Genomic DNA, 12,456 nt, shown 5'->3' with positions numbered 1-12,456 from the left:
ATATCGGACCCGGTCACGATCCCCAGTGGCCGGCTCCCTGCTCAACGCTCTCGCGGGAGCCGCCGTCGAAGAGCAGGGCGGCGGCGGCAATGCCCATCACCCAGCGGAGGGTTATCGTGCGTTTCGCATCCGCGGATGCAGGGAGAACGTTCATAGTTGGCTCCAGTGTCCTGGGCCGCGTCATCGCGGCAGGGTGGGGTGGAACGGGGATAAACCGGGGCAAAGAACTACAGAGACGGAAGGGGACATTGGACGGGAACAGGACAGGGCGGGCGAAATCAGCCCAAATCGCCACCGGCCACGGCAAGTACGCTGCCGGTGATGTAGGACGCCTCATGTGAGGCCAGGAAGGCGATGGGCCCGGCCTGTTCTTCGAGGGTTCCGTAACGCTTCATCAGGGAGGAATCGATGGTCTGGTCCACAATCTGCTGGTACCAGGCCTTTTCCGTTTCGCCTTCGGGCTGCGGGCCCCGGACCACGCGGCGGGCCGGTGCCTCCGTTCCTCCCGGAGCCGTGGCCACCACACGGATGCCGTGCGGCGCCGCCTCCAGGGCCAGGGCGGCCGTGATGGCTTTGACCCCGCCCTTGGCCGCGGCGTAAGGGACACGGTTGATGCCGCGCGTGGCCACGGAGGAAACGTTCACGATCACGCCGCCCGCCTGACTGATCATGTGCGGCAGCACCGCGCGGCAGGTCCAGAGGGTGGGGAACAACGAACGCTGTATCTCCTTGCTGATTTGCTCGGGTTCGTAGTGTTCAAACGGCTTGGCCCAGATGGTGCCGCCCACGTTGTTGATCAGGACGTCGATGCGTCCGTGCCGGTCCAGCGCTGCCTCAACCGCGTCATTGGCTCCGGCGTAGTCTTCGAGGTCGGCCGTGACGGCGAACGCGGAGCCGCCGTCCGCCGTGAGTTCGGCCGCGGCCTCATGGACGAGCTCGGCGCGGTCCACCAGGACGGTGAGGGCACCCTCGGCGCAGACGCGGGCGGCAACGGCACGCCCGATGCCTTGGGCGGCTCCGGTGACAACCACCACCTGGCCGGCGAACCGGTCCGGGGTGATCACCGGGGATCGGCCGGTGCCCCTGCTGCCGGCGCTCAAGCGGTTGCCCCTGCGAGCGCCGGAGCAGCCGGCGCCACAGCTGAGGTGGCGCCCACGGCGAAGCGTTCGTAGTAGAAGTTCGCGGGGGTGATTCCCCGGGCGTCCCAGTACTTGCGGACGGCGTCCACCATGGCCGGCGGCCCGCAAAGGTACACGTCGACGTCGCCGTCGTTCAATTGCCCTGCGGTGATGTACTGCGTCACGTAGCCCTTGTTCTCCGCGGCGCTCGCCGGGTCCGCCACGCAATAGTCAAAGGAGAAGTTCCCGATGACGTCGGCGTAGCGCTGCAACTTCTCCAGCTCCACCAGGTCCTTGTCGAAGGTGACCCCGTAGACCAGGTGAACGGGGTAGGCGGGTGCTTCTTCGAGCCCGGTGGCGATCTTCTCCAGCATGGACAGCAAGGGGGCGATGCCGGTGCCGCCGGCGAGCATCAGCACCGGGCGCTTGATGTCCCGGAGGAAGAAGCTGCCCATGGGCCCGGTCAGCGGAACCGTGTCCCCGACGGCGGCGCGTTCCTTCAGGTAGGTGGTCATGGCGCCGTCGGGAGCCGTGCGGATCAGGAAGCGCAACTCATCCGCGGCCGGTCCGCTGCTGAACGAATATGACCGTACGGCGTCCGTGCCGGGTACGGCGAAGTTCATGTACTGGCCCGGGAGGAACTTCAGCTCGCCGCGGTTCTCGACTTCGAGGGTGACGGCGGCGGTGTTGTCCGCGAACCACGTCAGTTCCCTGACAGTGGCGGGGAAGGTGGTGGCGCTGACCTTCGCCATTTCCGAGGTTCCGGAGACCTGAAGCACCAGGTCGCTTTCGGGCACCATCTGGCAGGGGAGGCAGAAGCCCTTCTCGGCTTCGTCCTCGGTGAGGGCCTCGTCGATGTAGTCGCCGCCGTCGTACTTGCCGGACTCGCAAAAAGCCTTGCAGGTGCCGCATGCGCCGTCCCGGCAGTCGAAGGGGATATTAATGCGGGCCTTGTACGCGGCGTCGGCCACTGTTTCATTGGGGTGTGCGGTGACAAAACGGGTGACGCCGTCTTCGAAGCTGAGGGCAATCTGGTGGCTCATGGGGGACTCGATTCCAGCCGTTCGGATCTTAGATGTGGTAGATATCCACGACGTGGTGGATGTAGTCGTTCTTGAGGACGACCTTCTTTTTGGTGATGACGGGCTGCGTGCCCGAGAAGTCGATGGTGTAGAACGATGTTCCGAAGTACGGGTCAATGTTCTGGTAGCGGTAGTAGAGCGTGTGCCAGTTGAAGCGGACATCAACCTGGCTGCCGTGGGCGTCCACGATCTCGACGTTCGTGATGTTGTGCCCGGTGCGCGGTTCCGGCAGGCTCGTGGCGCTGGAGCGGTCGGTCTTGATGCGGAAGACCCGGTCCTCCAGGCCGCCACGGTTGGCGTAGTAAATGAGTGAGATTTCGCGCTGCGGGTCGCTGGTGAGCTGGTCGTCATCCGCCCAGGCCGGCATCCAGAACTCGGCTTCCGGGTGGTAGCAGTCCAGCCAGCGGTCGAACTCGCGGTCATCGAGGAATCGTGCCTCGCGGTAGAGGAAGGAACGGATCTCTTCCAGGGAGGCCGGGCTGTCTGTGGCGGCGTCCTGCGTGCCGACGTCGATGGTCTGTGTCATGTGCTCTGGTTCTCCTCGGGCCTGGTGCGGGCTAGTTCTGGGTTGCGTTGTTCGGTGCTGCGCTGTTTGAGCCCTGCGCGGCTGCTTCTTCGGCGGCTGCCGCCGCACGCATCGTCTGCACCCAGTAGCCGTGCTGGACGGGGTACAGTCCTTCGTCCTCGGTCCGGACCCCGCTGGAGATGGGCTTGAGGCCGATGACGTCGGCATTGGCGTCGGGGCCCGTGATCTGGTGAGTGGCGCCGCGGCTGAGGTCATTCCACGGAGCCGCCGTGGCCAGATACGTCTTCTGGCAGGAACGGAATTCCTCGAGGTCGTCCGGCGTGGCCATGCCGGAGGCGTTGAAGAAGTCCTCGTACTGGCGGATGCGGCTGGCGCGTGCCTCCGCACTCTCTCCCTTGGGGGCGATGCAGTAGATGGTCACCTCTGTCTTGTCGACGGAGATGGGGCGGAAGTGCCGGATCTGGGAGCCGAACTGATCCATGAGGTACACGTTGGGGTAGAGGCACAGGTTGCGGGAGATGTTGATCATCCAGTCGGCCTTGGCTTCGCCATACTTCTCCACGAGCTCGGCCCGGCGGTCAAACAGGGGACGGTTGCTGGGGTCAAGCCACTCAGTCCAGAGCAGCAGGTGACCGTGGTCGAAGGAGTAGTAGCCGCCCTTCTGCTTGGCCCAGCCGCCCGCATCCATGTTTTTGGTCTCGTTGGCGGATTCGCCGGTGGTGCGGCGGGCCGTGGTGGCGGCGTAGTTCCAGTGGGTCGCCGAGACGTGGTAGCCGTCGGCGCCGTTTTCGGCCTGCAGCTTCCAGTTGCCGTCGTAGGTGTAGCTTGACGCCCCGCGGAGAACTTCCAGGCCTTCGGGGGACTGGTCCACGATCATGTCGATGATTTTGGTGGACTCGCCCAGGTGTTCCTCAAGAGGCTTGACGTCGGGGTTGATGCTGCCGAACAGGAAGCCACGGTAGCTCTCGAACCGGGCCACTTTCGTCAGGTCGTGGGAACCTTCCTTGTTGAACTGCTCCGGGTAGCCGGCATCGCGGGGGTCCTTGACCTTCAGGAGCTTGCCTGTGTTGTTAAAGGTCCAGCCGTGGAAGGGACAGGTGAACGTTGTGCGGTTATCCGTCTTGCGGCGGCACAACATGGCGCCGCGGTGGCTGCAGGCGTTGATGAGTGCATTCAGGCCGCCCTGCTTATCCCGCGAGATAATGATCGGCTGGCGGCCGATGTACGTGGTGAAGTAGTCGCCCACGCTGGGGATCTGGCTCTCGTGAGCCAGGTAGACCCAGTTGCCTTCGAAGATGTGCTTCATTTCCAGTTCGAACAGTTCTTCGTCGGTGAAGATGCTGCGCCTGGCGCGGAAGATGCCGTTTTCGTGATCCTCCACCAGGGCCTCGTCAAGGTGGGCTCGGATGCCCATCAGTGTCTCAGTCATGTTGGCTCCTGTCGGTTTCGGGCAGCGTCGCCCGGGTTGGCGGGCTACGCTGCCCGGCAGACCGCCGAACGATCGGTCGGTCGATGGTGAATGCAGCCAACTCTGCCAGCCGGTGGCGCGCGTCACACTAGGCATTTGCCTAACCTTGCCTAGGCGCCTATTCGGACTTTTTGCCTCTAAATCACCCCTAATTGAGTATTTGTTGAATACAAAATTCGGCCTTACGCTGTTGAACCAACAACCGATCACGACGCTGGGCCAGGCACCTGGCCGGGCCGGCCCTTCACCGTTGCGGGCCGCCGTCCCCACCCATGAGAGGAGCCGATGCATGGAACTACGTCACCTGCGCTATTTCGTGGTGGTTGCCGAAACCTGCCATTTTGGCCAGGCGGCCGAGCGGCTCCAGATGGCGCAGCCGCCGTTGTCCCAGCAGATACGTCAGCTGGAAGCCGAACTGGGCATCGAGCTCCTCGCCCGGACCACCCGGAGCGTCAAGCTGACTCCCGCCGGGGAAGTGTTCCTTCAGGATGCCCGGCGGATTCTGCGGAGCGTCGATGAGGCTGCGCGCCGTGCCCGCCGCTTCGCGGAAGGGAAAGCTGGCACGCTCCGGATCGGCCTGACCGGCACGGCGTCCTACTCGCAGTTGCCCCTTTTGGCCCGGCTGGCCAAGGAGCAGCTGCCGGGCGTTGTCCTGGACATTCACACTGAAATGCTTACCCCCGCCATCGAACAGGCGCTCGCCGCCGGGGAGCTCGACGTCGGCGTATTGCGGCCGCCGGTCAGGGACACGTCCCTGGCGCTGCGTCCCATCGCCCGTGAGGAGTTTGTGGTGGCACTCCCCGCCGGCCACCGGCTGGCCGCAGGGGAATCAGTGGCCATTGGTGAGCTGCGGGCCGAGGATTTCATCATGTACACCGCGGGTTCCCGTTCGGTGGTCAATGATGCGGTAATCCGCGCATGCCTGGCGGCCGGCTTCCATCCCCAGGTGGCCCACGAGTCCTCGAAGACCTCCACACAGCTCTCACTGGTGGCGGCCGGCCTTGGTGTGGCGGTCCTGCCGGAATCCGTCAGGAGCATCGCGCTGGACGGCGTGCAATACCGTGCAATTTCCGGAACCGAACCCGTGGAACTGGGGCTGTCGTGGCGGCGCAACGAGGACTCGCCACTCGTCGACTCGTTCCTCGCGATGCTCGAGGACAACAACATCTTTATCGACTCCACCCATGCCGGAGGGCTCCCGTGAAAATCACAGCCATGGAGGCGATCCCGTTCGCCATCCCCTACACAAAGCCCCTCCGCTTCGCGAGCGGCGAGGTCCACAGTGCCCAGCACGTCCTGGTGCGCGTCCACAGTGACGACGGGGTAGTGGGCCTCGCTGAGGCGCCGGCCCGGCCGTTCACGTACGGCGAGACTCAGGAATCCATCGTGGCGGCCATCCAGACACTGTTCGCGCCTGGGATTGTGGGAATGTCCGCTATGGACCGGGAAGCTGTTCACGCCGTCATGGACAGGACCGTTGGCAACCCGACCGCCAAATCTGCCGTGGACATGGCCATCTGGGACGTTATTGGAAAGACGCTGGGCCAGCCCGTTACCGCCCTGCTTGGCGGGTACTCGGACAGCATGAGGGTCAGCCACATGCTTGGCTTCGCGGAGCCCGCGAAGATGGTGGCCGAAGCCGAGCGCATGCGTGAAACCTACGGGATCACCACATTCAAGGTGAAAGTGGGCAGGAAGCCGTTCAGGCTCGACGTCGACGTCTGCCGCGCTCTGCGCGAAGAGCTCGGCGAGGAAATCGAACTGTACATCGACGGCAACCGCGGGTGGACGGCGTCGGAATCGCTCCGGGCGCTAAACGCCATGGCCGAGCTCGACCTGACCCTGGCCGAGGAACTGTGCCCGGCGGACGACGTCCTGGGTCGCAAATGGCTGGTGGAACGTTGTCCCGTGCCGTTCGTGGCCGATGAGAGCGCAACGCGGCCCGGCGAGGTCACCCGTGAACTGCTCAACGGTGCAGCCAACGCCGTCAGCATCAAGACGGCCCGGACCGGGTTCTCGCACTCCCAGCGTGTGTTGTTCCAATGCGACGGGCTCGGTGCCGAAGTGGTTATGGGCAACCAGATCGATGGTCAGCTGGGCACCCTGTGCACGGTCACCTTCGGCGCCGCCTTCAAATCCACCACATTGCGCGCCGGCGAACTCTCCAACTTCCTGGACATGAGCGATGACCTCCTGGCGGAGCCGCTGGAGATCGTCGACGGCCGCCTGGCTGCCCGTCAGGTGCCCGGCATCGGGATCGCCATTGACCCGGAGAAGCTTTCCAAATACCGCCTCGACCAGGGCAACTAAGCCCGAAACCAACCCCCGATCAGGCGCCCACACCGAAGTGGCGCCGGTAAAAGAAAGTGAGTCAACGATGACAACCGAGCTGAGTGAATTTGATGCCAAGGCCGCGGAATCCGGCAGCCTCGCAACTGAGCGCTTCCGCGACAGCGGCAAGACGGCGACACTTGAGGTTCCCAAGGAACGAGTGTCCCTGCTCGCCAACGAAGTCCTGGGCGCGGTTTACGGGACCATCCGCAAGCACAAGGTCACCTACGACGAATTCAACGCGCTGAAGTCCTGGCTCATCAGCGTGGGCGAAGACGGCGAATGGCCGCTGTTCCTGGACGTCTGGGTGGAGCACGTGGTCGAAGAGGTTTCCACTGAGGACCGCGAAGGCAATAAGGGCACCATCGAGGGCCCCTACTACGTGCCGGGTTCGCCCCGGCTGGAAACCCCGGCCACGTTGCCCATGCGGGCGGACGAGGGCGGCACCCCGTTGCTGTTCCAGGGCCAGGTCCGCGCCGTTGACGGTACGCCATTGGCCGGTGCCAGTGTGGAAATCTGGCACGCGGATGACAACGGTTTTTACTCGCAGTACGCCCCCGGCCTGCCCGAGTGGAACCTGCGTGGCACCGTCCTTGCCGACGGCGGTGGTAACTTCGCTCTGAACACCGTCCAGCCTGCGCCGTACCAGATCCCCACCGATGGCGCCTGCGGGAAGCTCATCGCGGCGGCCGGATGGCACGCCTGGCGCCCCGCGCACCTCCACCTCAAGGTGTCCGCTCCGGGTTATCAACTGCTGACCGCACAGCTCTACTTCGAAGGTGACCAGCACCTCTCCGACGACATTGCCTCCGCCGTCAAGCCGGAACTGGTCCTCAGCCCCACGGCCCGTGCGGCTGAAGCCGGCAATGAGGTCACCTACGACTTCGTACTGGACGCCGTCCCCGCCTGATTCAGGCGCGAAGCCGAGCTAACGCTCACCAGACACATCAAACAAAGGAGCGCCGCGTGCTGTACGCAGTACGAATGGACGTCAATATCCCGCACCACATGGATGCGCGGGCCAAGGCTGAACTTCTCGCCACGGAGAAGGCGTATTCGCAGAAGCTGCAGCGCCAGGGCGAATGGCAAAGCATCTGGCGTTGCGTCGGCGAATACGCCAACCTGAGCATCTTCGACGTCACCGGACATGAACGCCTGCACGAGATCCTGTGGGGGCTGCCGCTGTTCCCGTACATGAGCATCGACATCACGCCCCTGGCGGAACATCCCTCGGACATCGCCCGGGGCTGACTTTGATGCCAGTAACGCAGCGGGACCCGGCTCGCTGAGCCGGGTCCCGCTGCGTTGTCCGTTTGCTTTGTCGGTGTTCTGGCGGGAGTGCCGCCTCCACGAGCTTCAGTAGTTCCGCAGGCCGTGGGTGTAGTTGGTGCTGGGCAGTTCCCGGGCAGACCAGTCCCTTTCCGAGCGCTCCGGCGGGGTGTGCCCCCGGCCGTCGTGGAGCAGGTCCGCGACGGTGGCTGCAAGGACGATGAGCAACAGGATCACGAGTGCGACTCCGATGGTTTCCATGTCTCTATGGTTCTCCGTCAGAGTGCCAGCGACCAGTGGCAGAAATGCCCAAAAACCTATAATTTCTGCCACTTTTTCTGCCACAATGGAAGCATGCTCAAATCAGTGGCAATGATCGTTGTCCCCAACTTTTCGATCTTCGAGTTCGGGACGGCTTTTGAGGTGTTTGGCATCGACAGATCCGCCCGGGGGACCGGAGTTCCCGCCTTCGACTTCCGGGTCTGCACGCCGGAGCCGGGCCAGATCCCGCTCAAATCCGGATTGTCCATGCACGTGGAGCTGGGATTGGAGGCCGCGGCTGACGCCGACCTCGTGATCATGGCACCCTACGGGCGGGATGCGGATATTCCCCGCGCCGTCCTTGAGGCGCTGCGGGACGCCCACAGCCGCGGGGCCTGGGTGATGTCGATTTGTTCGGGCGCGTTTGCGCTGGCGCGCGCCGGTCTGCTCGATGGCCGCCGCTGCACCACACACTGGCACTACTCCGGTGAGCTTGCAGCCAGCTACCCGGACGCCCGCGTGGACGAGAACGTCCTGTACGTCCAGGACGACAGGATCATCACCAGCGCGGGCACGGCTGCGGGCATCGATGCCTGCTTGCACCTGGTGCGCGTCGAGTTCGGCGCGGCCGTGGCAGCCAGCATCGCCCGGGACATGGTTGTCCCTCCGCACCGCGACGGCGGCCAGGCCCAGTTCATCGACCGTCCCATTCCCGCCTGCGGTTCCCAGCCCATGGAGGAGCTGCTGCAGTGGATGGTCCGCCACCTGGAACAGGAACACAGCGTCAACGAGCTTGCGGCCCGCGTGCACATGTCGCCGCGTACCTTCGCCCGCCGCTTCCGATCCGAGACCGGTGCCACCCCCGCCGCATGGCTGAATTCGCAGCGCGTGCTGCGGGCCCAGGAGCTGCTGGAATCCACGGAGCTCAACATTGACGAAATTGCCCGCGAATCCGGGTTCGGGCACTCCGTGCTGTTGCGCCACCATTTCGGCAAGGTGCTTGCCACCAGCCCCCAGTCCTACCGGCGAGCCTTCAGGGGGCATCTTGAGCCGGCAGTCTAGGAACCGCCGGGCCAGCCGCGGCGCGACTAGTCAGGATTGCCGGCTTCAGCCGCGGCCCTGGTCTGCTCGACGAGCTCGCGCCACGGCCCCGTGACAGCCTGTTCCGGAATCGTGGCCCGGTGCCGTCCTGCCCGGATGGAGAACGTGAACCTGTCTGCCTGCTTCAAGTCGCCTCTTGCGGGCACAGCGTCCCACGGGCACGCGTCAATCAGCGGCGCCCAGCGGCTTTTATCCGTTGGGGTATCCGCCCGCACGCTCCACACCCGCGTCAGCCCAGCGACGCCGCCGGTGCGCTGGACAGTTATCTTCATGGCCCGGTGCCTGTGCTTCCTGCCGTGCTGCTTCCTGCCGTGTTTCCGGGCATCCCTCCCGCACCCCTCCGGGATCGGAGGGCCCGGTTACAGCCTTACTTTGACAGTGTCCCACGCCTCCCGGACCGCGTCGTGCTCCGGGGATTGAGCCCCGTGCAACTCCTTGGCCGAGCCAGCGGTGGCCTTGGCAAACCTGCTGAAGGTGGCGGAGGCGGGCAGTGATCCTCCAGTCAGTGCGTCGTACCAGATCCGGCCCGGAGTCTCCCAGGCGTTACCGCCAAGTGCGGAGCACACCAAGAAGAAGGCGCGGTTGGGGATACCCGAGTTGATGTGCACGCCGCCGTTGTCGGCACTGGTGCGTACGTATGAATCCATGGTGTCCGGCTGGGGATCCTTGCCCAGGACGTCGTCGTCGTACGCCGTGCCGGGGGCCTTCATGGACCGGAGCGCCGCGCCCTGGACCTGGTCGGTAAAGAGACCTTCACCGATCAGCCAACTGGCTTGGGAGGCCGGCTGTTGCCTGACGAACTGTTCCACGAGCGCCCCGAAGACATCGGACAGTGACTCATTGATGGCACCCGCCTGATTGCGGTAGGCCAACCCGGCGGAGTATTGCGTCACGCCATGGGTGAGCTCATGCCCGATCACGCTCAGCGAGCGGGTGAAGCGTTGGAAGATTTCGCCGTCGCCATCGCCGAACACCATCTGGCGGCCATCCCAGAAGGCGTTGTCGTAGAGCTTCCCGAAGTGGACGGAGGCATCGAGGGCAAGTCCCCGGCCGTCAACGGAGTCCCGGCCAAAGGCTTCGGCGTACAGCCGGTGTGTGTGGCCGAGTCCGTCGTAGGCCTCATCCGCCGAGGGATCCCCGGTCACGGGCTCGCCCTCCTTGCGCACCACCTTTCCCGGGAGGGATTCAGTGGACTGGGCATCATAGATGGTCCGCTCGGCTGGCCCCGGGGCCGTCTCCCGCAGCCCGGGCGGCACAGCGGCCGTAGGCAGTGCCCGGGATGCCTGGACGGTTCGGACATGCGCCAGGGCTTCCTTGGCCGCGCGGGCGACAGCCGAGAGCCTGGGCTCGTCACGGGCCGCAAGGCGCCTGAGCATGTAGGGCGGGACGATGGAACAGTACATGTAATTCCCCTCTGCGCTTCGGCGGGGAGGGCGGCTTCCGCATCCCGGTGCAAGGCGCGAATGCCGGCGGCCGCGTAACCCCGCTGCCGATGGGAACAGCCTACGAGTGGGCCCCGACATTGAACGGGACCGGACACGCGGGAGACCTCAGGTAGAGGGGGCAACAAAAAATCCCGCCAGCTTGGCTGGCGGGATGTATTTGTGCCCTCGATAGGATTCGAACCTACGACCTTCTGCTCCGGAGGCAGACGCTCTATCCCCTGAGCTACGAGGGCATCCAGGGTTCCTGCCGTTGCCGGTGGGACGTCCTAGAGCTTAGCAGGAAGGAGGCCCTCAATGGAAAATCGGAGCGATGAAACGCGCCCATCCGGCCCCCGCGACGCCTCGACGCTGGCCACGCGTCCCTCATTCGAACAGCGCGCCCGCAAAGCCGGCTGAGTATTCCGCGCTGCCGCCCGAGAAGACCCTGAGCCAGGACAACTCGAATTCCTGCTCAAGCACGTCTCCGGAGACGAAGAACAGAGCGGTGGCCAGCGCATCGGAAACCATGGCGGTCCGGGCCATGGCCCACGTTGCCACCACGGTCCGCACGGGGACGCCGGTGAGTCCGTCGAGCACGTGATGAAGGCCGTCGCCCCAGGAACGCCGGTTGGCAGCGGATGCGCAGAGGGCGCCCGCACCAAGCTCAACGGTGCCAATGGCGCGGGAAGCGTCATACGGATGTTCAAGCCCGACGGTGAGCGGGGAGCCGCCGGAGTTCAGCAGGTCGCCGCTGGCGTCGATGACGTATTCGGCGACTCCCTGCGAGCGGAGTTCGTCGGCGAGCAGATCAGCCAACTGTCCCTTGCCCGCCGCGCCCACATCCAGGACCACGGGCGCCGTGGTGCAAAGCACGTTCCCCTGCCAGTCCAGCACCTCGTCCCATGCCGGCGCCGGAATCGCCTCTCCCTGAGGGTGAAGCGAATAGCGTGCGTCGTAGCCCAGCTGTTCCAGGCCGCCGCCAATCAACGGCGTCATGGCTCCCGCACTGAGCCGGTAGAGACTCCGGTAAAGGCGGCCCAACCCCGCGGCTTCCTCCGGCATGGCGTAGCGCCCGGGCCGCGTGGCCAACCCGGCCACCACGGAGTCGGACCTGAAACGGGACCACACGGCGTCGTACTCTTCCACGATTCCCAGAAGCCTGCGTCGCTGGGCGGCACCCAGGGGCAGGGGCGTGGAAATCTGCCAGCGGGTGCGATTCCCTCGAAATCAAAATCGTTCCAGCCCCGCACCATCAGCGGTTACTTCGCCTGTGCCTTGATTTTGGCCACAGCCTCGTTGAATCCGCCACCGGTCAGCGAGGAACCGGCCACCTTCGAAACATTGAGTTCATCCAGCTTCTTGCCCACCACCTGATCCTTGATGCCGGCCGCAAACTCGCCCTGGTACTCGCGGGTATTGGGATCGGTGGGATGCGGCGTGATGGTGACATCGGACACCGTTCCGTTGGCGAGGGTCAGCTGCACGCCCACTGTCTGCGGGCCCCCGGGGGAAAGATAGCTTCCGTCCGCGCTGTAGATGCCGTCCTTGTAGCCGGCAGCCGACGCGGTGGCGGCGGAGCCTGCCGCTCCGGTCGGGGATTGCATTGCCGGGGCAGCAGTGGACTGTGTTGCCGTGGATGGGGCCGCTGTGGACTGGACAGCGGCGGACTGGGCCGTCGGTGCGCAACCGGCCACCGTGCCGGCCAGGGAGAGGCCGGCGATACCGACGAAAATGCTCTTGCGGGCGGGGGAGGTCATGGGAGGACTCGTTTCGTGTGCGGGAGGTGCGCCTGCATGCAGACAGGGATTCAGGGTAGGGACTCCACCTGTGACCACCCCGGTGGTTTCCTGTACAGACGCCTGCCGTCGTTGCGGAT

The 12,456-nt window shown here is 65.0% G+C and carries 15 protein-coding genes and 1 tRNA gene; 5 read left to right on the top strand and 11 right to left on the bottom strand.

What is annotated here, in order from left to right:
- Nucleotides 1–13: 13 nt before the first annotated feature.
- The 5 genes from ACP4XC_RS16355 to benA form a co-directional block, all read right to left on the bottom strand.
- Nucleotides 14–154, bottom strand: coding sequence for a hypothetical protein (locus tag ACP4XC_RS16355; RefSeq protein WP_427171466.1), 141 nt, complete (start codon nt 152–154; stop codon nt 14–16).
- Nucleotides 155–278: 124 nt separating this feature from the next.
- Nucleotides 279–1,100, bottom strand: a complete 822-nt coding sequence (locus tag ACP4XC_RS16350) for a 1,6-dihydroxycyclohexa-2,4-diene-1-carboxylate dehydrogenase (protein ID WP_427171464.1) — start codon at nt 1,098–1,100, stop codon at nt 279–281.
- Nucleotides 1,097–2,161 carry a benzoate 1,2-dioxygenase electron transfer component BenC gene (gene benC, locus ACP4XC_RS16345; protein WP_427171462.1) on the bottom strand — a complete coding sequence of 355 codons (1,065 nt, stop codon included), beginning with the start codon at nt 2,159–2,161 and terminating at the stop codon, nt 1,097–1,099. The genes ACP4XC_RS16350 and benC overlap by 4 nt, the downstream gene beginning before the upstream one ends.
- A gap of 28 nt (nt 2,162–2,189) precedes the next feature.
- Nucleotides 2,190–2,726 (bottom strand): benzoate 1,2-dioxygenase small subunit, encoded by a 537-nt coding sequence (gene benB / locus ACP4XC_RS16340; protein ID WP_427171461.1) that lies wholly within the window; start codon nt 2,724–2,726, stop codon nt 2,190–2,192.
- Nucleotides 2,727–2,757: 31 nt separating this feature from the next.
- Nucleotides 2,758–4,155, bottom strand: coding sequence for a benzoate 1,2-dioxygenase large subunit (gene benA, locus ACP4XC_RS16335; protein WP_427171459.1), 1,398 nt, complete (start codon nt 4,153–4,155; stop codon nt 2,758–2,760).
- A 328-nt stretch (nt 4,156–4,483) separates the two neighbouring features.
- Between benA and ACP4XC_RS16330 the strand changes: the two genes are divergently transcribed.
- The 4 genes from ACP4XC_RS16330 to catC all read left to right on the top strand — a co-directional run bounded on the left by ACP4XC_RS16330 (nt 4,484) and on the right by catC (nt 7,776).
- The gene (locus ACP4XC_RS16330) at nt 4,484–5,398 is read left to right on the top strand and encodes a LysR family transcriptional regulator (protein WP_427171457.1); all 915 of its coding nucleotides are present in this window, start codon (nt 4,484–4,486) and stop codon (nt 5,396–5,398) included.
- A complete protein-coding gene (locus ACP4XC_RS16325) occupies nt 5,395–6,504 on the top strand; it encodes a mandelate racemase/muconate lactonizing enzyme family protein (RefSeq protein ID WP_427171455.1) in 1,110 nt (369 codons plus the stop codon). The genes ACP4XC_RS16330 and ACP4XC_RS16325 overlap by 4 nt, the downstream gene beginning before the upstream one ends.
- A gap of 67 nt (nt 6,505–6,571) precedes the next feature.
- A complete protein-coding gene (catA, locus tag ACP4XC_RS16320) occupies nt 6,572–7,435 on the top strand; it encodes a catechol 1,2-dioxygenase (RefSeq protein WP_427171453.1) in 864 nt (287 codons plus the stop codon).
- 56 nt (nt 7,436–7,491) lie between these two features.
- Nucleotides 7,492–7,776, top strand: a complete 285-nt coding sequence (gene catC / locus ACP4XC_RS16315; protein WP_427171451.1) for a muconolactone Delta-isomerase — start codon at nt 7,492–7,494, stop codon at nt 7,774–7,776.
- A 105-nt stretch (nt 7,777–7,881) separates the two neighbouring features.
- On the opposite strand, the gene ACP4XC_RS16310 is transcribed toward catC, so the two are convergent.
- Entirely contained in the window at nt 7,882–8,055 is a 174-nt protein-coding gene (locus ACP4XC_RS16310; protein WP_427171449.1) for a hypothetical protein, read from the bottom strand.
- Between the two features lie 93 nt (nt 8,056–8,148).
- Here ACP4XC_RS16310 and ACP4XC_RS16305 point away from each other — a divergent pair, with 93 nt between their 5' ends.
- Nucleotides 8,149–9,117, top strand: coding sequence for a GlxA family transcriptional regulator (locus ACP4XC_RS16305; RefSeq protein WP_427171448.1), 969 nt, complete (start codon nt 8,149–8,151; stop codon nt 9,115–9,117).
- Nucleotides 9,118–9,143: 26 nt separating this feature from the next.
- Here the strand turns inward: ACP4XC_RS16305 and ACP4XC_RS16300 are convergent, their stop codons facing one another.
- The 5 genes from ACP4XC_RS16300 to ACP4XC_RS16280 all read right to left on the bottom strand — a co-directional run bounded on the left by ACP4XC_RS16300 (nt 9,144) and on the right by ACP4XC_RS16280 (nt 12,337).
- Entirely contained in the window at nt 9,144–9,428 is a 285-nt protein-coding gene (locus tag ACP4XC_RS16300; RefSeq protein WP_427171446.1) for a protealysin inhibitor emfourin, read from the bottom strand.
- Between the two features lie 87 nt (nt 9,429–9,515).
- Nucleotides 9,516–10,559, bottom strand: a complete 1,044-nt coding sequence (locus tag ACP4XC_RS16295; protein WP_427171444.1) for a M4 family metallopeptidase — start codon at nt 10,557–10,559, stop codon at nt 9,516–9,518.
- A 202-nt stretch (nt 10,560–10,761) separates the two neighbouring features.
- Nucleotides 10,762–10,834, bottom strand: a tRNA-Arg gene (locus tag ACP4XC_RS16290).
- 130 nt (nt 10,835–10,964) lie between these two features.
- Entirely contained in the window at nt 10,965–11,726 is a 762-nt protein-coding gene (locus ACP4XC_RS16285) for an FAD:protein FMN transferase (RefSeq protein ID WP_427171442.1), read from the bottom strand.
- Between the two features lie 113 nt (nt 11,727–11,839).
- Nucleotides 11,840–12,337, bottom strand: a complete 498-nt coding sequence (locus ACP4XC_RS16280; protein WP_427171440.1) for an FMN-binding protein — start codon at nt 12,335–12,337, stop codon at nt 11,840–11,842.
- Between the last annotated feature and the right edge of the window lie 119 nt (nt 12,338–12,456).

The organism is Arthrobacter sp. 92 (assembly GCF_050260325.1).
GTDB lineage: Bacteria > Actinomycetota > Actinomycetes > Actinomycetales > Micrococcaceae > Arthrobacter.
Note: the sequence above shows the minus strand (reverse complement) of the source record. Positions and strands in the feature narration are given on the sequence as shown.

Bases quoted from the DNA above. Each gene is read 5' to 3' on its own strand.
- ACP4XC_RS16355 (WP_427171466.1), bottom strand. From the start codon at position 154: ATGAACGTTCTCCCTGCATCCGCGGATGCGAAACGCACGATAACCCTC.
- benC (WP_427171462.1), bottom strand. From the start codon at position 2,161: ATGAGCCACCAGATTGCCCTCAGCTTCGAAGACGGCGTCACCCGTTTT.
- benB (WP_427171461.1), bottom strand. From the start codon at position 2,726: ATGACACAGACCATCGACGTCGGCACGCAGGACGCCGCCACAGACAGC.
- benA (WP_427171459.1), bottom strand. From the start codon at position 4,155: ATGACTGAGACACTGATGGGCATCCGAGCCCACCTTGACGAGGCCCTG.
- ACP4XC_RS16330 (WP_427171457.1), top strand. From the start codon at position 4,484: ATGGAACTACGTCACCTGCGCTATTTCGTGGTGGTTGCCGAAACCTGC.
- catA (WP_427171453.1), top strand. From the start codon at position 6,572: ATGACAACCGAGCTGAGTGAATTTGATGCCAAGGCCGCGGAATCCGGC.
- ACP4XC_RS16310 (WP_427171449.1), bottom strand. From the start codon at position 8,055: ATGGAAACCATCGGAGTCGCACTCGTGATCCTGTTGCTCATCGTCCTT.
- ACP4XC_RS16305 (WP_427171448.1), top strand. From the start codon at position 8,149: ATGCTCAAATCAGTGGCAATGATCGTTGTCCCCAACTTTTCGATCTTC.
- ACP4XC_RS16300 (WP_427171446.1), bottom strand. From the start codon at position 9,428: ATGAAGATAACTGTCCAGCGCACCGGCGGCGTCGCTGGGCTGACGCGG.
- ACP4XC_RS16295 (WP_427171444.1), bottom strand. From the start codon at position 10,559: ATGTACTGTTCCATCGTCCCGCCCTACATGCTCAGGCGCCTTGCGGCC.
- ACP4XC_RS16280 (WP_427171440.1), bottom strand. From the start codon at position 12,337: ATGACCTCCCCCGCCCGCAAGAGCATTTTCGTCGGTATCGCCGGCCTC.